Source organism: Halorubrum pallidum (genome assembly GCF_055380345.1).
In genome coordinates this window covers 1,357,386-1,378,501 of sequence record NZ_AP043945.1, presented here as the reverse complement: position 1 = coordinate 1,378,501, position 21,116 = coordinate 1,357,386, and the positions used below count along the sequence as shown (strand labels likewise).

General features: G+C 67.5%; 18 protein-coding genes. 3 read left to right on the top strand and 15 right to left on the bottom strand.

Annotated features, from left to right (window positions below; translation table 11 throughout):
• Nucleotides 1-25 precede the first annotated feature (25 nt).
• Nucleotides 26-3,526, bottom strand: a complete 3,501-nt coding sequence (locus ACZ45C_RS08705) for a type II/IV secretion system ATPase subunit (RefSeq protein ID WP_460558508.1) — start codon at nucleotides 3,524-3,526, stop codon at nucleotides 26-28.
• Between the two features lie 206 nt (nucleotides 3,527-3,732).
• Here ACZ45C_RS08705 and ACZ45C_RS08700 point away from each other — a divergent pair, with 206 nt between their 5' ends.
• Entirely contained in the window at nucleotides 3,733-4,401 is a 669-nt protein-coding gene (locus ACZ45C_RS08700; RefSeq protein ID WP_460558845.1) for a DUF1405 domain-containing protein, read from the top strand.
• Between the two features lie 27 nt (nucleotides 4,402-4,428).
• Here the strand turns inward: ACZ45C_RS08700 and ACZ45C_RS08695 are convergent, their stop codons facing one another.
• A complete protein-coding gene (locus ACZ45C_RS08695) occupies nucleotides 4,429-5,151 on the bottom strand; it encodes a metal-dependent hydrolase (protein WP_460558506.1) in 723 nt (240 codons plus the stop codon).
• Nucleotides 5,152-5,281: 130 nt separating this feature from the next.
• Here ACZ45C_RS08695 and ACZ45C_RS08690 point away from each other — a divergent pair, with 130 nt between their 5' ends.
• Nucleotides 5,282-6,025 carry a fumarylacetoacetate hydrolase family protein gene (locus tag ACZ45C_RS08690; protein ID WP_460558504.1) on the top strand — a complete coding sequence of 248 codons (744 nt, stop codon included), beginning with the start codon at nucleotides 5,282-5,284 and terminating at the stop codon, nucleotides 6,023-6,025.
• Between the two features lie 65 nt (nucleotides 6,026-6,090).
• A complete protein-coding gene (locus ACZ45C_RS08685) occupies nucleotides 6,091-7,089 on the top strand; it encodes an SDR family NAD(P)-dependent oxidoreductase (protein ID WP_460558502.1) in 999 nt (332 codons plus the stop codon).
• 139 nt (nucleotides 7,090-7,228) lie between these two features.
• Here ACZ45C_RS08685 and ACZ45C_RS08680 read toward each other — a convergent pair whose 3' ends face one another.
• The 13 genes from ACZ45C_RS08680 to ACZ45C_RS08620 form a co-directional block, all read right to left on the bottom strand.
• Complete coding sequence (locus tag ACZ45C_RS08680) at nucleotides 7,229-7,423, bottom strand: cold-shock protein (protein WP_137784680.1); 195 nt, start codon at nucleotides 7,421-7,423, stop codon at nucleotides 7,229-7,231.
• 75 nt (nucleotides 7,424-7,498) lie between these two features.
• Nucleotides 7,499-7,759, bottom strand: a complete 261-nt coding sequence (locus tag ACZ45C_RS08675; RefSeq protein ID WP_460558500.1) for a hypothetical protein — start codon at nucleotides 7,757-7,759, stop codon at nucleotides 7,499-7,501.
• Nucleotides 7,760-7,854: 95 nt separating this feature from the next.
• Nucleotides 7,855-8,316 (bottom strand): universal stress protein, encoded by a 462-nt coding sequence (locus ACZ45C_RS08670; RefSeq protein WP_460558498.1) that lies wholly within the window; start codon nucleotides 8,314-8,316, stop codon nucleotides 7,855-7,857.
• Nucleotides 8,317-8,318: 2 nt separating this feature from the next.
• The gene (locus tag ACZ45C_RS08665) at nucleotides 8,319-10,073 is read right to left on the bottom strand and encodes a sodium:solute symporter family transporter (protein WP_460558496.1); all 1,755 of its coding nucleotides are present in this window, start codon (nucleotides 10,071-10,073) and stop codon (nucleotides 8,319-8,321) included.
• Nucleotides 10,070-10,465 carry a DUF4212 domain-containing protein gene (locus ACZ45C_RS08660; protein ID WP_460558494.1) on the bottom strand — a complete coding sequence of 132 codons (396 nt, stop codon included), beginning with the start codon at nucleotides 10,463-10,465 and terminating at the stop codon, nucleotides 10,070-10,072. The genes ACZ45C_RS08665 and ACZ45C_RS08660 overlap by 4 nt, the downstream gene beginning before the upstream one ends.
• Nucleotides 10,466-10,575: 110 nt before the next feature.
• Nucleotides 10,576-12,567 (bottom strand): acetate--CoA ligase, encoded by a 1,992-nt coding sequence (gene acs, locus ACZ45C_RS08655; RefSeq protein ID WP_460558492.1) that lies wholly within the window; start codon nucleotides 12,565-12,567, stop codon nucleotides 10,576-10,578.
• A gap of 96 nt (nucleotides 12,568-12,663) precedes the next feature.
• The gene (locus ACZ45C_RS08650) at nucleotides 12,664-14,460 is read right to left on the bottom strand and encodes a bacterio-opsin activator domain-containing protein (RefSeq protein WP_460558490.1); all 1,797 of its coding nucleotides are present in this window, start codon (nucleotides 14,458-14,460) and stop codon (nucleotides 12,664-12,666) included.
• Nucleotides 14,461-14,650: 190 nt separating this feature from the next.
• Entirely contained in the window at nucleotides 14,651-14,884 is a 234-nt protein-coding gene (locus tag ACZ45C_RS08645) for a DUF2061 domain-containing protein (RefSeq protein WP_460558488.1), read from the bottom strand.
• A gap of 73 nt (nucleotides 14,885-14,957) precedes the next feature.
• Nucleotides 14,958-16,928: an acetate--CoA ligase gene (gene acs / locus ACZ45C_RS08640; RefSeq protein WP_460558486.1), complete on the bottom strand. Its 1,971-nt coding sequence runs from the start codon at nucleotides 16,926-16,928 to the stop codon at nucleotides 14,958-14,960.
• A gap of 114 nt (nucleotides 16,929-17,042) precedes the next feature.
• A complete protein-coding gene (hflX, locus tag ACZ45C_RS08635) occupies nucleotides 17,043-18,407 on the bottom strand; it encodes a GTPase HflX (RefSeq protein WP_460558484.1) in 1,365 nt (454 codons plus the stop codon).
• Nucleotides 18,404-18,760 (bottom strand): DUF2209 family protein, encoded by a 357-nt coding sequence (locus ACZ45C_RS08630; RefSeq protein ID WP_460558483.1) that lies wholly within the window; start codon nucleotides 18,758-18,760, stop codon nucleotides 18,404-18,406. Before ACZ45C_RS08630 ends, hflX begins: the two co-directional genes overlap by 4 nt.
• 169 nt (nucleotides 18,761-18,929) lie before the next feature.
• The gene (moaC, locus tag ACZ45C_RS08625) at nucleotides 18,930-19,451 is read right to left on the bottom strand and encodes a cyclic pyranopterin monophosphate synthase MoaC (protein ID WP_460558481.1); all 522 of its coding nucleotides are present in this window, start codon (nucleotides 19,449-19,451) and stop codon (nucleotides 18,930-18,932) included.
• Nucleotides 19,444-20,901: an NAD(P)H-hydrate dehydratase gene (locus ACZ45C_RS08620; protein ID WP_460558479.1), complete on the bottom strand. Its 1,458-nt coding sequence runs from the start codon at nucleotides 20,899-20,901 to the stop codon at nucleotides 19,444-19,446. The genes moaC and ACZ45C_RS08620 overlap by 8 nt, the downstream gene beginning before the upstream one ends.
• Nucleotides 20,902-21,116: the final 215 nt, after the last annotated feature.

Here is a 21,116-nt window from a genome sequence, read left to right as displayed (position 1 = left end):
CGTCCGCCTCGCGGACCACATCGGTTCAGTCCTCCTCCGGGGGATCGACGGTTCCGAACCCCCAGTCGCGGTCCGTCTCCCCGTCGCCGCTATCCTCCCGATCGACGTCTGCGTCCTCGTCGGTGTCTGCGTCTTTGTCGGCATCTGCATCCTTGTCGGCGTCCCCGTCGTCGTCGGCTGCGTCTGCGTCTTTGTCGGCGTCCCCGTCGTCGGCTGCGTCTGCATCCTTGTCGTCGTCTCCGTCCTCGTCGACCCTCGCGTCATCGGCATCCGTGTCCGCGGTATGGTCTGGCACCCCGTCACCTCCGGCCGACGCCGGACCCAGTACGTCTATCCCCTCCTCGAAGGGCTCGTCGAAATCGATCCCGTCGCCTCCGAGGTCACCGTCGCCGTCGCCCTCGATACCGTCTTCGGCGCGGCTACCGTTCGCCGATCGAGGTGTCGCGTCTGCGACGCCTTCGAAGGCGTCGTGATCTGGCGCTTTTGTCGGTCGCGGTGGCGTCGGCGAGCGCTCAGACGAGCGGTCCGCCTCGGGGTCGAGTTCCGCGGACGCGACCGAGTCCGCCCCGCTGACGGAGTCTGCCCCATCGAGGCGGTCCGCATCGAGCGCGTCGGAGTCGACGCCGATGGCGTCGACCGCCTCGGTGTCGAGCGTCGCCGCCTTCCGCGCGGTCGACGCGATCGTCTCGTGGTCCGCGTCCGGGTCGGCCTCCACGTCGCGAGCGGGCGCGACGTCGAGCAGCGCGTCCGCGACGGAGTCGGGTAGCCGGCCACGATACTCGGCGAACAGGGCCTCTGCCTCGTCGAGGATGGTCGTGACCTCCTCGCGGCCCGCCTCGTCCGGCTCCGGCCGCGGGACCATCGCTTCCTTGTCGCGGTCGACGTTGATCAGCACGGACTCCATCTCGCGGAGGTCCTCGAGCGAGCGCTCCAGCTCCTCGTTGGCCATCAGCGCCAGCACCGTCTCGGGGTCGTTGATGAACGCCTGAAACGTCGCGGCCACCTGCGCGTAGCTGTTGAGGCCGCGATCGATCAGATACGCCAACACGATCCGGCGCTTCCGGAGTTCCTCATCGAGCGTCTCGCGACTCCACCCGCGGTCGAACATGATGTCTTCGAGCGTGTTCGAGTCGCCCATCTGGAGGAACTCGTCGGTCTCCGCCTGCCACTGGAACACGTCTTGGACGTTGATCTCGTCGTTCTCGGCGTCGTAGTGGTTGATCTCGGTGAGAGACTTGTTGCGGCGCACCTTTCGTCCCTGCACCCGCGTCGACGTCTGCACGGAGACGAGATCGAGGGCGGTGAACATCGTCTTCGAGACGTTGATCGGGTCGGTGGTGAACCGCTTGAGCACCTCGCCGACGGTGTCCGCGTGGAAGGTCGTGTACGTGGTGTGTCCGGTCGACATCACCTGGAAGGCGGTCCGTCCCTCCTCGCCGCGGATCTCGCCCATCACGATGTAGTCCGGGCGCTGACGGAGCGCGGCCTCGAGCAGGTCGAACTCGTCGATGTCCCCCTTGTCGTCGTCCGAGAAGGAGGGACGAGTAACGGAGGCGATCCAGTTGCGCTGGGGGAGTTCGACCTCTCGGGTGTCTTCGATGGAGACGATCTTGGCGTTCGAAGGAATGAAAAGCGAGACCGCGTTCAGGCTCGTCGTCTTGCCGGAGGCGGTGCCGCCGGCGAAGATCAGGCTCTTGTGGTTCTCGATAGCGAGCCACAGGAAGGCCATCTCGTCGAGCGAGAACGTCTTCCAGTTGATCAGGTCGATCGGGGTGAACGGCACGTCGTTGAACTGCCGGATCGTGTAGTTGGTCCCGTGGTCCGAGACCTCCCGACCGAGCGTAAGCTGCGCGCGAGAACCGTCTGGGAGCGTGGCGTCGACCTGCGGCCGGCGCTTCGAGATCCCCTTGCCGGAGCGCTGGGCGAGCTTCACGACGAAGTCGTCGAGCTCGTCGGTACCGTGGTAGATGTTGGTGATGATCTGCTCGTAGTCGGAGTGGTAGACGAAGACGGGCGAGTCGTAGCCGTCACAGGATATGTCCTCGACGTTGATGTCGTATTTTATCGGGTCGATCCGCTCGTAGCCGATGAAGTCGCGCTTGAGGTAGTACAGCAGCTTCTCGACCTGGTGATCGGTGAGCGTCTCCGGGTCCTCCGCCAGCACCGCGGGCTCGGGACGCGCGAGCACCGGCGTCGCCTCGGCGCTTCCCCCTCTCGGCGGCTCGTAGCCGAGAGACTCCGTGATCCGACCGGCGATCCCGGCCGTGACGTCGAGACCGAACCGGTCGGCGAGGCCGTCGATCAGATCGTCGACGGCTCCGCGACCGCCGTCGGCGCGATCGTAGAGGCCGTACCGATCGAGCAGCGTCAGCGTCTCGTCGACGATGACGCCCTCGCGGAACGGTTCGTCGCCGCCGGCGATCGCCTCGTCCGCGTACTTGATCGACGTGCGGAGCTTCCCGGTGAGGAACTCGACGAGGTCGGTCTCGATCTCGGTCCGATACGGCTGGACGGCGTAGTACTTCACCTCGTTCTCCTTCGTGGACCGGAAGACCATCACGAACGCGTACGGCTTGTTCACCCAGTACCGCTCGATCTCACGGAAGTGCGTCTTCTTCGGCAGCGGGACCGCCTTCTCCAGATCGTATCGGTTCGCGAGGGTGGCCAGACCGTCGTCGGTCGAGAAGAACGCGTCCTCGTCGACATCGGGGTTCACGTTCACCGTACGCTCGTCGACCAGATCCGCGAGATCTTCGGCCGCGCTCTCGCCGGCCCCGAGGAGGGGTTCGGTCCGGTCGGGATCGAACCCGAGCGCCGCCGTCTTGTCGGCGTGCGTGAACTCTCGGGGCGTTCCGTCATCGTCGGTCGGTGGGTCTCCGTCTTCGTCGAGAAAGAACTCCGCCGCGTAGTCGTCCCACGTGTAGCGCCCTTTCGCCACCGGCGTTCCCTCGTCGCCGTCGCCGAGGCCGCCGCGGTCTCGAAGGCGGCGGGCGGCGGTCGCGCCGGCGGCCAGTCGCTCGGTCGTCGCACCGGGATCGAACCCGAGAAGCTCGCTCGGGTCGACGCCCGCGCGCGCCCACTCGTCGGGCGTCGGGGAGCGTCGCGGGGCGAGTTTCACGTCGTCGCCGGCGACGACGACCGTCCCGTCGAAGTCGTCGTGGACGTCCGGAACGACCGCCGCGGCGCTGTAGAGTACGTCGTCCGCCCCGACGACGAGCGTTCCCGGTTCGACGCTCTCGTGTCCGGGGGCCGAGGTCTCACCGTCGCTCGTAACCGGCTCGTCGACGTCGGCATCGCGAATCACGCGGTCGACTCCCTCCGGAACGCGGGCGCGGACGGCGCTCGCCGGAACGACGGGCTCGTCGCCGATATCTGCGTACAGCGTCGCTGCGGCGTCCGCTCTCCCCGTGTCGGTCAGAAACGACCGCCACGAGTACCGCCCGGCCGCGACGGGCGGATCGAACGCCGGCGATCCCGCCGCACCGTCCGGCGACGGAGGTGAGCGCTCGGCGTCCCCTGTGGTCATAGCTTCGAGATCGCTACGAGCATTGAAAAAGGTGTCTCGCAAAACTCCGCGAGTGATAATCTACGCATCAACGGCTAGACACGTGTCGCTACGCGAGGGCGTCACGGCGAACCGTCCTGGAATGCACGCCGAAGAGGGCCGGTTTTAGGTCAGGGGCGCACGGACTTCCCGGTGTGTCACGCCCCGACCGCGACCGTCTAACGGCGATCGGAAAACTGCTCGGACGGCTCCGAGACGCCGCCGTCCGCCGTCGTGTCCGTGCAGTCATCGCGGAGGAGCTTCTGGGGACGCCGCGGAGCCTCGGGGTCGTGCTCGGTTTCACGGCGTTCATGTTCGTCGTGGGCGTCGGCTACTACGCCCCGACGGCCGGGTCGGTCCCCGTCTGGCTGTGGCCGCTGTACGCGGACTCGGCCGTGGCCGTGGCCCTCGGAGGCTCGGTCCTCGTGAGCGTCGTACCGACGGTTCGGGCCGGCGGGAACGTGATTGAAGACGCGCCGACGTCGCGGCCGCTGGCGTACCTCCACACCGTCGGGTTCGTCTGGCTCGTCCAGTTCGGACTCTGGCCGCTCGTCTCGTTGAACCTCGCGGTCGGCGCGTACGTCTCCGCCCCCGACGCGCTGATCTACTACTGGGGCGTGATCGGGACGCACCTCTGTTTCGTCGGGCTCGCGCTGCTGTTCCCGGCGTTCGGTCGGACGACGCGCGGCGCGCTCGCGACGGCGCTCGCGCTCGCCGGTATCAACGCCGTCGTCGACTACGGGTTCGGGTACCACCCGCCGCTGCTGTACGAGCCCGGACCGGTGTTGGCCGGCGCGACGCTCGCGCTCGCGGTTGGCGCCGTCGCGCTCGCGAGTCGGTCGTTCCGTCGGCTGTGAGCGGGTTCTCCCTGTCTCAGAGCGCCGTCAGTCCAGGACGTACGTCTCGTCGCCGTCGAGAACGATCGGCTCCGCGGCGGCCCCCGCGGCCTTCACCTCGCTGACGAACTCCCGCGTGTCGATCTCGATCGGCGGGAAGGTGTCGTAGTGCATCGGAAACACGACGTCCGCACCGATCCAGTCGGCCGCGATCCCCGCGCCGGCCGGACCCATCGTGAAGTGGTCGCCGGCGGGGAGCGCGGCGGCGTCGGGCTCGAGGTACGGCGCGATCACGTCGACCATCTCCGACATCAGCCCCGTGTCGCCGGCGTGGTAGAACGTCGTGCAATCGGAGTCGGACTCCTGTGTCGGCTTCTTGTCACCGATGACGAACCCGGCGGGCATCCCCGCGGAGGTGCCGTAGCCCGTGTCGATCCCGTTCGAGTGGTCCGCGCGCACCATCGTCACCCACGCGTCGCCGCACTCGACGGTGCCGCCGATGTTCATTCCCATCCCGCCGACCGCGCTCTCGTGGCCGAAGGTGTCCTGTACGTAGCCGGTCAGTTCCGGCGTCGCGACCACCGTCGCGCCCTCGTACCGGTCCGCGTCCGAGATATGGTCTGTGTGACCGTGTGTCAAGAGGAGGTAGTCTGGGTCGAGTTCCTCCGGATCGGTATCGGTTTTCGGATTGTCGAAGTGCGGGTCGATGAGCAGTTCCGTGTCGTCCACGACGACGTGCCACGTCGAGTGGCCGTGCCAAGTGAGATCCATGGTCCGCTCAAACCATCTCGGCGAACGCTAATAAAATACGACACCACGACAACTCCGATCGCAGCCGCGAGGCGGCCGCGCGCCGACCGAACCGGGAACGCTTTGTGCCGCGCCCGCTCAATCGCCGACCATGCACCGCGTACGGTTCCGCGACCCGGCCGGATCGATCCGCGAAGGCACGTACGACCCCGCGAGCGACACCGTCGCGTTCGCGGGCGAGGAGTACGCACTCGACGCTCCCGACATCGACGTGCTGCCGCCGACCGACCCCTCGAAGATCGTCTGCATCGGTCGCAACTACGCCGAGCACGCCGCGGAGTTGGGCAACGACGTGCCCGACCGCCCGCTGCTGTTCTTGAAGCCCCCAAACGCGCTTTCGAGCCACGGCGACACCGTGACTGTCCCGGCGGGCAAAGATCGGATCGACTGGGAGGCCGAGATCGCGGTCGTCATCGGCGAGCAGTGCAAAGACGTCGACGCCGACGACGCGATGGACGTGGTGGCGGGGTTCACCTGTATGGACGACATCTCGAACCGCGACGACCAGAACAAAGAGCAGAACTGGGTCCGCGGGAAGGCGTTCGACAACGCCGCTCCCCTCGGACCGGTCCTCGCCACTCCCGACGAGGTGCCCGAGGACGCGAGCGTCGAACTCCGCGTGAACGGCGAGACGAAGCAGTCGAGCGATCGCGCCCATCAGATCTTCGACGTGCCGACGCTGATCGAGGAGATCACGACGTACATGACGCTCGAGGCCGGCGACGTGATCGCGACCGGCACGCCCGAGGGCGTCGGCCCGCTCTCCGACGGCGACACGGTCGAGGTCGAAGTCGAGGGCGTCGGCACCCTCGAACACGACGTGCGGATCCCCTGACGGGACGAATCGCCCTCTCCGCCGTGGCCGACAGGTTTCTTGTGATGACGCGCCTCTGATGGCGTATGACAGGATGGACGGCCGATGAGATGCCGCGGTTGGACGGGAAGACGGTCGTCGTCACCGGGGCGAACAGCGGGCTCGGGTTCGAGGCGACGCGGGCGTTCGTCGCGAAGGGTGCAACGGTCGTGATGGCGTGTCGCAGCGTCGAGCGTGGGACGAACGCCGCCGCCGAGATCCGCGCGGACGCGGGCGGCGTGGACGGCGCGCTCGACGTACGCGAGTGCGACCTCGCCTCGCTGGACTCGGTGGCGTCGTTCGCCGAGGGCGCCACCGACGACTACGACGCCGTCGACGTGCTGTGCAACAACGCGGGCGTGATGGCTATCCCGCGGCGCGAGACCGTCGACGGTTTCGAGACGCAACTCGGCGTCAACCACCTCGGTCACTTCGCGCTCACCTGTCGGCTGTTCCCGCTGCTGGCGGCCGCGGACGGTATCGAAGACGGCGGCGCGGACGAGGTCGGAAGCGAACCCGCCGAACGCTCCGGATCCGGCGACGCTCGCGTCGTTACGCAGTCGTCGGGCGCACACGAGCGCGGCGAGATGGACTTTTCGGATCTCAACTGGGAGGAGTCGTACGACAAGTGGGGCGCGTACGGCCGGAGCAAGCTCGCGAACCTGCTTTTCGCTTACGAACTGCAGCGCCGGATCGACGCGACCGACGACGCAGTCGGGGTCCGCAGCGTTGCCTGTCACCCGGGATACGCCGCCACGAACCTCCAGATGCGGACCGCAGAGGAGAGCGGAACTCCCCTCGCAGCCGCCGTGATGCGCGTCGCGAACTCCGTCTTCGGTCAGGACGCCGCGACCGGCGCGCTTCCGTTGCTGTACGCCGCGACGGCCGACGTGAACGGTGGCGCGTACGTCGAGCCCGACGGCGTCCTGAACATGCGCGGGTCACCGACCGTCGGCCGCTCGAACGACGCGTCTTACGACCTCGACGACGCCCGCCGCCTCTGGGACTACTCCGCGGAGGCGACCGGTGTGGACCTGTCGCTCTGAGACGAGATCCGACGGTCCCGAGCGGCGTGGCTAGCGCTCGCGCCGTAATATACCCGAGACGCGGTTTGCGTGCTGTGCGGTGTCGTCGATCCGGCGTCGCCGTCGGAGAATCTCGAACGTCGCGGCCGGACGAGACGAGCTACAGCCGGGTGAGGTTCGTCGCTCGCGGCCCCTTTTCGGCCTCCTCTATCTCGAATTCTACCTCCTGTCCCTCCTCGAGGTCCGGGCCGCCGACGTCTTCCATGTGGAAGAATACGTCCTCGTCAGCGTCGTCAGTCTCGATGAATCCGTAACCGCCGGTGTCGTTGAAGAAGTCGACCTTGCCTGTCGCCATCGCACGTCGAGAGACACCGGACTGCGTGATAAGTGTTGTGTACCCACAGATGAGTGCCGCGCCGTCCAGCCGACGTCACCGGCTCTGTTTTGCCATCTCGACAGAGATGAAGAAGCCGAAGTACGCCGGGATACCGGCCAGCATGAACATGTACAGGACCCACCGCGGTGCAGTCGGGAACGCGAAGTCGTACAACAGCGACGCGAACGTCACCCAAATGATGGCGAACACCAGATCGCCGACCATACCGGTTCGGTTCTCGCGGACCTGCGATCGCAGGCGGTCGGCGAAGCTCTGATCCGTCTCTGCGTCGTCGGGCGAGTCCGTGTCGGTCATGCGTGTTCGTGGGTGTCGGTGTACGTCGGTGTTGCGGAAGCGAGTCGCGAACGAATGATCCGGGAAGCGGGCGGACCGCCCGCTCGTCGGGCGGTTCAGTCCTCGTCGAGGTAGTCGACGACGAGGACGGGAACGTGCGTCGAGCGCAGAGTGCGCTCGGTGACGCTCCCGAGCAGCGCGCGGCGGACGCCGGCGCGACCGTGGCTCCCCATCACGATCAGGTCCACGTCGTGGTCCTCGGCGTACTCGCCGATCAGCTTGTGCGGTCGGCCGCCCGAGATGTGCTCGACGACCTCGATACCGCGCTCCTCGCCGCGTTCGGCGACAGTCCCCGTCGCCTCGTCCGCCCGCTCTTTCAGCTCTTCCATCTCGCCGAACCGACCCTGTCGCAGCCGGTCGACCTGCTCCGTGCCGAGGCTGAGGTTGACCGAGTCGATGTCGACCACGTACAGCGCGTGGACCTCGGCGTCGTACTTCTCGGCGAGATCGAGCGCGTGATCGACTGCGGCCTCGGCGACGTCGCTTCCGTCCGTCGGGATCAGGATGCGTTCGTACATGATTACTCCTCCGTGGCGTCGTCCGTCGTGCGGTCACCGTCGTCGGTCGCGTCGTCCGCTGTGTGGCCGCCGTCGGTCGCCATCTCCTCGCCGCCGTCGGCGGCGACGACGTCCTCTGCGGTCTGCTGTTGTCCCATCGGTTCGGGGCTGTGACACTGCCTGACGATCTGCTTCGTCTCCATCGGCGGTTCGTCGGTCGCCATCGAGACGACGATGGTGACGGCGAAGACGATTGGCACCGCGACGAGCGCGGAGCCGATCGCGGGAAGCCACGTCGCGAGCGTCGCGTTGAGCGGTGCTTCGAGTCCGCCGACGTAGCCGGGGACGACCTCGTTGACCATCGAAACGCCCCAGATGGCGAGGCCGGTCGTCATGCCGGCGAGCGCGCCCTCGCGGTTCGTGTTCTCCCACCACATGCCGAGGAAGAACATCGGGAACAGCACGGCGCCCGCGAGCGAGAACGCGTACGACACGAGCGCGGCGATGGGTGCCGCGGGGTCGAGCGCGGCCAACGTCGTGATGACGCCGAGCAGGATGATGCTCAGTCGTCCGACGAGCACCTGCTGACGCTGGGTCGCGTCGGGGTTGATGATGGTGGTGTAGATGTCGTGTGAAATCGCCGAGGAACCGGCGATGAACAGCCCGGCGGTGGTCGCGATCGCGGCCGCGATACCGCCCGCGGCGACGAAGCCGACGAACCACGGCGGAAGGTTCGAGAGCTGGGCGGCCAACACGACGATCACGTCAGCCGCGGAACTCGTCATGCCGGGATCGCCGTACACCGCACCGATGTTCTCTCCGTACAGGTCGGTCCCGAACGCCGCGAACGCCGGCGCGCTGAGGTAGAGGATGCAGATGAACCCGAGCCCCCACACGGTCGACCAGCGGGCGGTCCGCTCGTTTTCGACCGTGTAGAAGCGCACAAGCACGTGCGGGAGCCCGCAGGTCCCCACGATCAGCGAGAACGTCGTCGCGATCCAGAGGTAGAAACTGGAGTTCGCGAACGGCTCAGAGAACTCGGAGCTGAGCGAGCTGATGAGCATCCCGTACTCGATCTGCGGGAGCACCGTCGAGTAGCCGTTCGTGAGTCCGACCGCGTACAGGCCGGCGACGAACGCCACGATGAGGATGACGTACTGCGCGACCATGTTCTTCGTCGCCCCCAGCATGCCCGAGAGCGTCAGGTAGCCGACGGTGATAGTCATCATGATCACGACCATCGCCTGGTAGCCGCTCAGGCCGAGGAAGCCGAGATCGCCGAAGATGTACAGCCCGACGAGAGCCATCCCGCGAGCCTGTCCGATCGCGTAGACGAACCCGATGAGGAACGTCGTGATCGCGCCAATCGCGCGAGCGGTGTCGGAGTTGAATCGGTCGCCCACGAAGTCGGCGGCGGTGTACTTCCCGAACCGGCGCAACTGCGCTGCGAGGAAGATGAGCAGGATGAAGTACCCCGTCGTCCAGCCGACGACGAACACGAGCCCGTAGAAACCGGACAGCGCGATCGACGCGGCCATGCCGAGGTACGACGCCGCGGACATCCAGTTGGCACCGATCGCCATTCCGTTCTCGATGTTACCGATCGAGCGGCCGGCGACCCACATGTTCTCCGCGTCCGCGACGCGGAAGATGAAGCCGATGGCGATGAACACCAGCAGCATCCCGATGACGAGGATCGCTGGAAGCGTCTTGAACGAGACGTTGAGTCCCTCCGGGAGCAGTTCGCTCTGGAGCAGCGTCGCGGCGGTAGCGCTCATGCGTCACCCCCTGTGCCGTCGTGGTCGATGCCAAACTCGTCGTCGAGCGCGTCCCGACGCTTCGCGTACCAGCCCGAGAGGATCAGCGCGCCACCGGGCGCACCGATCGCGACGAGGAAGTAATGGAGCGGGAAGCCGATGACCGGCATCTGCTGTGTCATCACACCCGGCGCGAAATACGTCGCGGTCACCGGTCCGAAGACGACGAGCGCCCAGATGATGAACCCGGTCCAAACGACCCTGAGATGCTTTCGCATGTATGCGGTGCTTGGACTGAGGATGTTCACCTCCGAACTGAGATAATCTGTCTGACGGTGCTGCTGAGCCGCGCCGGTCGCGACGCCGCCGTCGGTGGCCGCGTCGTCCGTGTCATGTGAGTTAGTATCTGTCATGTGTCGTGGTGTGCTGTGTCGTGGTCGATTTGTAGTCGTTTTTCGTGATGGTTTGTCGCGGTGTCGTCGTTTCGTTTCGGTTGCGTCTCTCGAAAACGGTGCCGCGGCCGCTACTCGTTCGCTTTCTGCTGGATCTCCTCGACGATCTCCGGGTTCCGCAGCGTGCTGGTGTTACCCAGCTCCTTGCCGTCGGCGATGTTCTCCAGCAGACGGCGCATGATCTTCCCCGAACGGGTCTTCGGGAGGTCGGGAGTGAACACGACCTGCTCGGGACGAGCGATCGGTCCGATGGCGTCCTCGACGCCCGCGACGATCGCGTCGCGAAGTTCGTCGGTGCCCTCGTAGCCGTCTTCGGTCGTCACGTACGCGTAGACCGCCTCGCCTTTGATGTCGTGGTCGCCGCCGACGACGGCGGCCTCGGCGACCCCCTCGACGCCGACGATGGCGGACTCGATCTCCATGGTTCCGAGCCGGTGTCCGGAGACGTTGAGCACGTCGTCGACGCGACCGAGCACGGTGATGTAGCCGTCGTCGTCGATCTTCGCGCCGTCCTCGGGGAAGTACACCCAGTCGTCGGGGTCGTCGCTGTCCGTGTCCGAATATTCCGCCCAGTACTCCTCGATGTACCGCTCGTCGTTGTTGTAGAGCGTCCGGAGCATGCCCGGCCACGGCTTCTGAACCGTGAGATAGCCGGCCTTCCCCGGCTCCACCTCGTCGCCGAGCGTGTCGAGGATCTGCACGTCGAGTCCCGGCAGCGGCGGTCCGGCCGCTCCCGGCTTCATGTCCTTGACGCCTGGGAGCGTGGTAACCATCATCCCGCCGGTCTCGGTCTGCCACCACGTGTCGACGACGGGGCATTCCTCGTCGCCGATGTGCTTGTAGTACCACTTCCACGCCCGCGGGTTGATCGGTTCTCCGACCGTGCCGAGCAGCCGCAGGCTGGAGAGGTCGTGGCGGTCGGGGTACTCCTCGCCCCACTTCATGAACGCGCGGATCGCGGTCGGTGCGGTGTACAGTTGGGTCGCGTCGTATTCCTCGACTATCTCCCAGAGACGGTCGCGCTCCGGGTGGTCCGGCGTCCCCTCGTACATCATCGTCGTCGTCCCGAGCGCCAGCGGCCCGTAGACGATGTACGAGTGACCCGTGATCCAGCCGATGTCGGCCGAACAGAAGTACGTGTCCTCCGGCTTGACGTCGAGGACGGCCTGTGACGTCCAGGAAACCCATGACAGATACCCGCCGGTCGTGTGTTTCACGCCCTTCGGCTTGCCGGTGGTACCCGAGGTGTACATCAGGAAGAGCATGTCTTCCGCGTCTCGGGTGACCGGCTCTACTTCCGCGCCCGCGTGGGCGTCGACGAGTTCGTCGTAGTCGACCTGGTCGTCGCCGAGGTCGTGACCGAAGTCGTCGCCGTTCGGGCCGAGTCGGTCGACGACGACCGTGGTGGTGTCGTGGTCGACGTCCGCGAGCCCCTCGTTGGCCTTCGAGAGGTGATCGAGGGGGTCACCGCGCCGGTAGTAGCCGTCGCAGGTGACGAGGTGCTCGGAGTCCGCCGAGTTCATCCGCGTAGCGAGCGCGTCGGCCGAGAATCCCGCGAAGACGACGCTGTGGGGCGCGCCGATTCGGGCGCACGCCAGCATCGCAATCGGCAGTTCCGGGATCATCGGCATGTACATCGTCACCACGTCGTCCTCCTCTACGCCCTGCTCGCGCAGCGCGGCCGCGAACTCGTTTACCTCCCGGTGGAGTTCCTCGTAGGTGTACGTGCGGTCGTCCTCGTCGACGGGTTCGCCGACCCACTCGATCGCGGCCTCGTCGCCGCGTTCGTCGAGGTGTCGGTCGAGACAGTTCGCCGACGCGTTCAGCTCACCGCCCGTGAACCACTCGTAGAATGGCGGGTTACTGTCGTCGAGAACCCGGTCGTAGTCGGACTCCCAGTCGAGCAGGTCGGCCGCCGCCTCCCAGCACTCCGGCCAGTTCTCCTCGAACTCGTCGTAGATCTCGGGATCGGAGACGTTCGCCTGCTCGACGAACGACTCCGACGGTTCGAACACCGCCTGCTCTGCCAGCCTCGCTTCCAGTTGACCGTCACCCTCTGTCATGGTACGATCCTATCCAACCGACATCACCATATAAACGCTCACGCTAAATACGAAAAATCGTGATAGTCTAGGGTGTCCCTACCGACCCCGCATCGGTCACGAACGCTCCAGTCGCCGCTCGTCCTCGAAAAGGCCGTCCAAGAGCGCCCGTTGGGCCTTCCGGAGGTGATTGTGGAACGTCGGCGAGGAGACATCCATCGCGTCGGCGACTTCCTCGGCGGTGCTCCCCCGCGGCCAGTCGAAATACCCGCCGTGGTAGGCGGTTGATAGCGCGGTCCACTGCCGGTCGGTGAACCGGTCTTTGACCCCTTCACGGAGAGACGATTCGGTGCGGGGCGACCTCGCGACCGACTCCTTGCTCGCGAGTCGCGCGTCTTCGAACTCCCGGCGGAAGCCGTCGGCGACCGGGCGGACGTCGGTCCCCTCGGGGAGGTCGGCGACGACCCTGACGCGACCGTCCCGCGCTGTCGCGTCGCGGACCGTGGCTCCGTAGTCGGTGAGCGTCTGCACGGCCGATCCCGCCGTCACCTGTACCGAGACCGAACAGCTGTCCTCGTCGGTTTCGATCAGCCGGAGGTCGGAGATGCCGGACAGCCCGTCGACGACGTCTGCGAGTCCCTGCGGTCTGGCACCGGTCACGGACAGGTAGAGTCGGGAGATTTCGTCGGTGACGGTGACCGTCGACGAGAGGTCGATCTGACAGTCGAGCGTCGCGCTCGCGCGTGCAAGAAACGCGCTCTCGTCGCTCGTCTGAAACTCCACCTCGGTCACCGCGTCGGAGTGGAGCAGTTCCCGCCAACGCCTCGCGGTCACCGCCCAGCCGAGAGACTGCCCGAGGACCTCGATCGTCCGTCGCTCGGCCGCGTCGACCGGTCGACCGCCGTCGGCGACGACACACAGCGAGCCGTGCGTCACGTTCTCGTAGCTCACCGGAACCGCGATCGCGGGCCGCCCGGCAGTCGTCGGATGACCGTCGGTGGTCACCGACGTGCCGGTCAGTGCGTCCCGCCAGGGTCCGCCGTCCGCGAGTCCGCGCTCGCGGATCGCGTCTGATCCGACACCCGCGGCGCTCGCGATATCGACGCGGCCCCCATCCGTGGGCTCGCGCACCACCCACGCCTCTGCCCACCGATCGATCGCCGCGAGCCGCCGCGGCACCGCCGATATGGGGCGTTCTCCGCTGTCGTCGTTTCCGGCGGCGAGCCCCTCGAAGCCGCCGAGGCCGGCCGGTGCGGTCCGGTCGCCGCCTGCCGCGCCGGCCGCGTCGAGCACCCGATCGTGTCCGCCTCTGCCGGCCGACGAGTCGGCGACGGCCCCGGCGATCGCTTTCCCGTCGAGACTGTCGAGGTACTGGTCGAGCGCCGCGGTCGTCTCCCACCCGCCGGCCTCGCGAACGGCGTGCGGATCGACGCCGCGGTCGACGAGGAGCCGCCGCGCGAAGGTGTGCCTCAGATCGCTCGCGGTCACGTCCGGACCGACGGTCCCGTCGGTCCGTTTCGCCGCGCGCGTCGCGGTCTCGCGTACGATCATCTGAATACGCCGTGTTGACACGTCTACGAACGGATCGTCATCACCGATCCCCTCACTGTCGGCGTATCGCCGAATGTCCCCGGCGAGCGACGCCGGAACCACGGTCTCACGGTCGATCGACTCCGCGCCGTCCGGCGAACTGCTCGCCGCTTCCGACGCCGCTCCGTCGCCCGGAGACGGGACCGCGAGCAGGACGTGTCCGGACGCGATGCCCGACTCCCGGAGGTGTCCCGGCGTGACGCGTCCGATCTCGTCGGCTCGAAGCCCGGCTTCACCGGCCAGCCGAACCGTCAGCGCCGCGCGGTACGTCTCCGCGGCGGTCACGAGCGCGTCGTACGCCTCCGTGTCGAGTGCGTCCGGCATCCGTTTCGAATTACCGGCCTAATACGAAATAAAACGATCGGTCACAACGGGGATGAACTGCCACACTGCGGGGAAGTCACGCTCAGACGACTCACAAGAGGCCGATAGCGGGCTCGCTGGCCGCTATCGATTGTCTCTCCGACGACAAAAGTTCGCATTCGATCTGTAATTCGAAATTTGATCGGCGACATCACCCGCCGACGACGCCCCACGACACGTGGTCCCATAGCCGTTCGTAACCGTAGTAGGTTGCCGTCTTCACCACGTTGGTCACGAGCCCGATATTGAGGGCCGCGCGGACGTCGCCGACGACCGCCCACGCGACGATGACGGTTATCGTGACCATGAGCACCCGATAACACAGGGTCTTCGCGATCGCGCGCTTGCGAGCGTGTACCGCCGTACGCGAGAGGAACGCAGCCATGCGAATCCGGTACGGCCGGACACATAAAGAAACTATTTGACGTTTCGAATTCTGAAAAAGAAACTAAATGGAGTTACGTCTCACGGACCGTTGACTCGATTTCGCCGACGACTTCCGGGTTACGGAGCGCGCTGATGTCGCCGAACTCCTCACCGCGGGCGATGTCCTCTAACAGTCGACGCATGATCTTCCCCGAGCGGGTCTTCGGCAGCTCCGGCGTGAAGACGATCCGGTCCGGACGAGCGACGTCGCCGACGGACCGCGCGAGATGTTCGCCTATCGCCTCGCGGAGCGGATCGTCGGTGTCGACGTCGCTCCGCGTCGTGACGTACGCCACGATCCGGCCGTCGGCGTCGCCGACGACTGCGGCCTCCGTCACGCCGTCGGTCTCGACTATCGCCGACTCCAGTTCGGCGGTGTTGAACCGGTGTGCACGGACGTTGATCACGTCGTCGACGCGACCGAGGATCGTGATGTAGCCGTCCTCGTCGATCGTCGCGCCGTCGCCGGTGCGGTACCGCCAGCCGTCGTCGCCTTCCAGCCAATACTCGCGGCGATAGCGTTCGTCGCCCTCGCGGAGCCCGCGCAACATGCCGGGCCACGGCGCGGCGATCGTGAGATACCCGGGCTCGCCGGGCTCGACGGGCTCGCCGTCCTCGTCGACGACGCGGGCGTCGATCCCGGGCAGCGGCGGGCCGACCTTCCCGGGCTTCATCGGTGAGATGCCCGGCAGCGTCGCGAGCGCGATCGCGCCCGTTTCGGTCTGCCACCACGTGTCGACCACCGGGGCCTCGCCGCCGCCGACGTGCTCGTGGTACCACCGCCACGCCTTCGGCGTGATCGACTCGCCGACCGTGCCGAGCAGTCGGATCGACGAGAGGTCGTGCGCCTCCGGGTACTCCGACCCCCACTTCATGAACGACCGGATAGCGGTGGGAGAGGTATAGAAGACGCTGACCGCGTTGCGCTCGATCAGATCCCAGACGCGGTCGCGATCGGGATAGTCTGGCGACCCCTCGTACAGGACCGTCGTCGTGCCGAGCGCGAGCGGCCCGTACACGACGTAAGAGTGGCCCGTGATCCAGCCGATATCGGCGGCACACCAGTAGGTGTCGTCCGGGCGGACGTCGAGGACGTTCCGCGTGGTCCACGCGACCTGCGCGAGGTACCCGCCCGTGGCGTGCTCGACGCCCTTCGGCCGGCCGGTCGTCCCCGAGGTGTACATCACGAAGAGCAGGTCGGTGGCGTCGCGAGCGACCGGTTCGACCGTCTCGCCGTCGTGTGCGTCGACGACCGTCTCGTACGCGTGCTCGTCGTCGCCGAGCGACACGTCGAGCGCGTCGCCGAGGCGGTCGACGACGACCGTCTCCCGCAGGTCGCCGTCGATCCGGAGCCGCGCGTTGTCGGCCTTCGACTTCTGATTGAACGCGTCCTCGCGGCGGTAGTAGCCGTCGCAGGTGATCAGGTACTCGGAGTCGGCGGCGTCGATCCGCGTCGCCAGCGCCTCCGCCGACAGCCCCGCGAAGACGACGTTGTGCGGCGCGCCGATCCGGGCGCACGCCAGCATCGCGATCGGCAGTTCCGGGATCATCGGGAGGTACAGCGTCACCACGTCGTCCTCTCCGACCCCGAGGTCGCGGAGCCCGGCCGCGAGCGCGTTCACTTCGCGGTGTAAGTCGAGGTAGGTGTACGACCGGCGCTCGCCGCGCTTGCCGAACCATCGGATCGCGAGCTGATTCCGCCGGTCGTCGAGGTGCCTGTCGACGCAGTTCGCGGCGGCGTTGAGCCGCCCCTCCGGAAACCACTCGTAAAACGGCGGGTCGTCGTCGTCGAGGACGGCCTCGTACGCTCGCTCCCAGTCGAGCAGGTCGGCGGCCCTGCGCCACGCGTCGGGACCTTCCCGCTCGAACGCCTCGTACACCTCGGCGTTGCTCGCGACCGCCCGATCGCGGAACGACTCCGGCGGGTCGACCGCGTCGTCGCCGGTCACGGTCGCACCGTCGTCGCCGATCGAGCGCCGGCCGTCCGCTCCGGCGTCATCCATGATACGTGTTCGCAATCGGAGCCATGTATACTTTGTCCGAAACCCCGGCCGATGAGAGAGGGGACGTGATCTCCGCGCGACCGCGCCGACGAGACCGGGGACCCCTCGACGCGATCAGGCCGACTCCGCCGAGGCGAGCGCGGCCGCCTTCGACCGCGCGCGCGCCACTATCGACGGTTTCGCCTCGAAATCGACCGTGACCTGATCGCTGGCGTACGTCTCGTCTGCGACGTGACCGTGGTCGTGGATCCACGAGACGAGGCTCATCGCGTCGTCCGAGACGGGCAACACGAGCCGCTCGCGTTCCCACTCCGGGAGTTCCGCTTCGACGCGGTCGCGGAGTTCCGCGACGCCCGCCCCCGTCTTCGCCGAGACGGCGACCGGGTCCGGTGCCACGCCGGAGAGTGCGGCCCGCTTGTCCGCCAGCTCACCGGGCGCGAGCCGGTCGACCTTGTTGAACACGGTGACGATCGGGGCCTCGTTGCGCTCGTACAGCGTGTCGTGGCTGGTGACGAGCCTCTCGCGCATCGCCTCCACCGGCTCGCTCGCGTCGACGACGAGGAGGACGAGGTCCGCGCGGTAGACGGAGTCGAGCGTCGATTCGAACGACTCGACGAGCCAGTGCGGGAGGTCGGCGATGAACCCGACCGTGTCGGTGAGGAGGACGTCGCGCTTCTCCATCTCGGCGCGGCGCGTTGTCGTACCGAGCGTGGTGAAGAGCATGTCCTGTGACTCGGCCGTCGTGTCGAGGTCGGGGTGGCGATCGGCGTTCTCGTCCACGTCGATCTCGGCCGCGAGCCGCCGCATCAGCGTGGACTTGCCCGCGTTGGTGTACCCGGCGAGCGCGACCAGATCGAACCCGGAGTCGCGGCGCTGCTCGCGGCGCGCCTGTTCCTTCTCCGCGATGGAGTCCAGCTCGTCGCGTATCTCGGATATCTGGCGTTTGATGTCGCGTTCGACGCTCTCGTCGTACTCGCCGAGCCCCATGAACCCCGGCCGCTCGTCGCGCTTGGCGAGACTCGCTTTCGCCTCCGCGCGCGGCAGTTCGTACCGCAGCTGCGCGAGTTCGACCTGCAGTTGGGCCTTCCGCGTGTTCGCGCGCTGACCGAAGATCTCGAGGATGAGCGTGAACCGGTCGATCACCTCGACGCCCTCGGGGAGCTCTCCGCCGATGTTGAACGTCTGGTACGGCCCCACGTCGTTGTCGAGTATCACCGCGTCGGCGTCGGTACGGAGGACCCGGTCGCGCAGCTCCGCGACCTTCCCCTCGCCGAACATGAACGCGGCGTCTTCGGTCCGAGTCTGCGTGAGTTCGTCGACGACCTCGTAGCCGGCGGCGGCGGCGAGCTGACTGATCTCCGTCAGATCGGCGTCGCCGCTGTCGACGCGCTTCGCGACGACCGCGTGACGCTCGGTCGGCGTGGATTCGGTCTCGGCGCGTTCTCCCCCGGCGTTCGTGCCCTCGATGTCCCCCGTCATAACAGGAGGTCGCGAGCGGCGTATGCGGCGTGATGTGCTGCCTGCACGGTTTCGCGCTCGCCTATGCTCTCGACGTATTTAAACTCGGGTCGGAAGCTCAGTCCGACTCGGTCGGCCGGTTCCTCGTAGAACTCGCCGTCCTCGGCGACGACCGGCCCGTCCGGCGGTTTCGGCAGATCACCGACGGCATCGACGGCGAGCGCGATCGTCGCGTCGAGCGTCGGTCCCTCTCGGGCGAGCGCGAATCCCATCCCCTCGACGGTGCGGATCCGGGTCGGATCGATGCGCGCGTGAACCGCGGCCGCCACCATCAGGTACTCGCCGTTCTCCTCGTGGCGGCCGCTGATGTCCACGCCGACGACCTCAGGGACGGGCGACCGTCACCCCGATTCGTGCGTCGCGCGGCGCGGCTGCGCGCGTCCGCGTGCGTCCGTGTTCCGATTCCATGACGATACGTCGGCGTTGGTCGCCCGCCGAATTGAACGTTTCCGTCGCTCGGTTCCAGCGCCCTGCCTTCTCGCGTTACGCGTCGGGTCGTCGCTTCGTCTTGTCGACGACCTCGACGTTCGCGATCCGGGTGTCGGGGTACCCGCCGTCGGCGTCCTTCTCCGCCGCCTTCACCATGTCCCAGACCACGTTGAGTCCGGTCGTGACCCCCTCTAGCGCCTCCATCTCGCAGCCGGTCTTTCCGGTCGTCTCGACGGCGACAGTCAGTTCGATCCGATCGTCGCCGACCGCGAAGTCGGTGTCGACGTTCGTGATCGGAATCTGGTGGCACATCGGGATCGTCTCCCAGGTGTGTTTGACCGCCTGTACCGCGCCGATTCGAGCGGTCGCCAGCACGTCGCCTTTCCCGACCTCGTCCGCCTCGACGGCCGCGATGGTCGAGGGGGTCAGCCGGATCTCACCGCGCGCGACCGCGCGCCGGTTCGTGTCCGGCTTCGAGCCCACGTCGACCATCCGGACCTCGCCGGACTCGGTCGTGTGCGTCAGCTCGTCGGCGGTTCGGGGCTCGCCTTCGGTCTCGCTTTCGTCCTCACGCATCACGCATCGCCTCCGGTAGCCGGTCGAGTACGTCCGTCGCCACGAGTCCGTATCCCCGCTCGGCGGCGACGAGGTCGCCGGCTGTGCCGGTGACGTACGCGCCGACGGCCGCCGCGTCGAACGCGTCGGTCTGCGCCGCGAGCGCGCCCACCGCCCCGGCGAGCACGTCGCCGGTCCCGCCGACGGTCATCCCCGGGTTGCCGGTCCGGTTCAGTCGGAGTTCGTCGCCGTCGGTTATCACGTCGTACGCGCCCTTCACGAGCAGCGTGTGGCCGATCTCGGCCGCGAACGTCCGGACGAGTTCACCCCGCTCGTCGGGATCGTCTGCGGTCTCGCCGCCCATGTCGACGAGTTCGCCCTGATGCGGCGTACAGATCACGTCGGCGTCCGTGTCTATGTCCGGGACGACCTGAAGCGCGTCGGCGTCGACGACGACGCGCCCGTCGTACGCGGCGAGGAACGACCGGACGAACGCGGCCGTTCCGTCGCCGTCTCCGAGTCCCGGACCGAGCACGACGGCGTCGGTTCCGGCGGCCAGATCGCGGACGCGGTCGAGGTGGTTCGGCCCGATCCTGTCGCCCGGCAGGTCGCGAACGATCAGGTCGGCCGAGAAGCCCTGGACCTCTCGCGCGACGGTCTCGGGACAGGCGACGCGGACGAGGTCGGCACCGGCTCGGAGCGCGGACCGGGCGGCGAGCGAGGGCGCGCCGGTGTAGGGACCGCCGCCCACGACCAGCACCTCGCCGTTGTCTCCCTTGTGCGAGGCCGGGTCGCGCGTGATACCGAGCAGGTCGCCGGGGCCGGTGAACCGCTCCGCGGCCGCCGGGATGCCGATGTCAGCGACGGTGACCGCGGCGTCGAGCTCGTCGAGGCCCGGCTTGCTGTCGTGAAACGTGACGACGCGGTCGGCGTCGACCGCGAGGGACTCGCCGTCGGTCGCATCGAGCGAGCCGGTGGGATCGCCCGTGTCCGCGTCGATTCCGGAGGGGACGTCGACGGCGACGACCGTCGCGTCGCTCGCGTTGATCGACCGCGCCGCGCTCTGTTCCGGTTCGCGCAGGGCCCCCGTAACCCCGGATCCGAGCATCGCGTCGACGACCACGTCCGGGTCCCCGAGCGACAGGTCGGACGAGTCGACAACCGTCTCGGTCGGAATCTCGGCGTCTTCGAGCGCCGCCCAGTTCTCTCGAGCGATGTCGGTCCGGACCGACTCCGGCCGACCGAGCAGCGAGACGGTGACGTCGTACGCCGAGAGGAACCGCGCGGCCGCGAACGCGTCGCCACCGTTGTTTCCGCGCCCGCAGACCAGCGTGACGGTCGCGCCGGGGTCGGCCGCGGCTCGTACCTCGCTCGCGACGGCGTTGGCCGACGACTCCATGAGCTGTTTTCGGGGGACTCCGAGGGCGGCGGCGTTGGCGTCGACCGCCGCCATCCGGTCGGTCGTGATCATGCGTCGAGATGCGCGCGCCGACTGATAAGGATGAGGGCCACGGTCGGCTCCGAATGTGGCGAGTCACCGAGTCACATGTCCGTCGGCGGCGCGTCGTCACTGAATGAAAATCTTGATGCGGGTCGGAGGGAAATCGCCCATCGAGAAGCCGTGTCTTCCGACGCACACCCCGCCGTCTCGCCCCGGTTCCGGCCCGTTCCGCCGCAGAGCGGACG

Coding starts and splice junctions, on each gene's coding strand:
- ACZ45C_RS08705 (WP_460558508.1), bottom strand. CDS start 3,526: ATGACCACAGGGGACGCCGAGCGCTCACCTCCGTCGCCGGACGGTGCG.
- ACZ45C_RS08695 (WP_460558506.1), bottom strand. CDS start 5,151: ATGGATCTCACTTGGCACGGCCACTCGACGTGGCACGTCGTCGTGGAC.
- ACZ45C_RS08690 (WP_460558504.1), top strand. CDS start 5,282: ATGCACCGCGTACGGTTCCGCGACCCGGCCGGATCGATCCGCGAAGGC.
- ACZ45C_RS08685 (WP_460558502.1), top strand. CDS start 6,091: ATGACAGGATGGACGGCCGATGAGATGCCGCGGTTGGACGGGAAGACG.
- ACZ45C_RS08680 (WP_137784680.1), bottom strand. CDS start 7,423: ATGGCGACAGGCAAGGTCGACTTCTTCAACGACACCGGCGGTTACGGA.
- ACZ45C_RS08675 (WP_460558500.1), bottom strand. CDS start 7,759: ATGACCGACACGGACTCGCCCGACGACGCAGAGACGGATCAGAGCTTC.
- ACZ45C_RS08670 (WP_460558498.1), bottom strand. CDS start 8,316: ATGTACGAACGCATCCTGATCCCGACGGACGGAAGCGACGTCGCCGAG.
- ACZ45C_RS08665 (WP_460558496.1), bottom strand. CDS start 10,073: ATGAGCGCTACCGCCGCGACGCTGCTCCAGAGCGAACTGCTCCCGGAG.
- ACZ45C_RS08660 (WP_460558494.1), bottom strand. CDS start 10,465: ATGACAGATACTAACTCACATGACACGGACGACGCGGCCACCGACGGC.
- acs (WP_460558492.1), bottom strand. CDS start 12,567: ATGACAGAGGGTGACGGTCAACTGGAAGCGAGGCTGGCAGAGCAGGCG.
- ACZ45C_RS08650 (WP_460558490.1), bottom strand. CDS start 14,460: ATGCCGGACGCACTCGACACGGAGGCGTACGACGCGCTCGTGACCGCC.
- ACZ45C_RS08645 (WP_460558488.1), bottom strand. CDS start 14,884: ATGGCTGCGTTCCTCTCGCGTACGGCGGTACACGCTCGCAAGCGCGCG.
- acs (WP_460558486.1), bottom strand. CDS start 16,928: ATGGATGACGCCGGAGCGGACGGCCGGCGCTCGATCGGCGACGACGGT.
- hflX (WP_460558484.1), bottom strand. CDS start 18,407: ATGACGGGGGACATCGAGGGCACGAACGCCGGGGGAGAACGCGCCGAG.
- moaC (WP_460558481.1), bottom strand. CDS start 19,451: ATGCGTGAGGACGAAAGCGAGACCGAAGGCGAGCCCCGAACCGCCGAC.
- ACZ45C_RS08620 (WP_460558479.1), bottom strand. CDS start 20,901: ATGATCACGACCGACCGGATGGCGGCGGTCGACGCCAACGCCGCCGCC.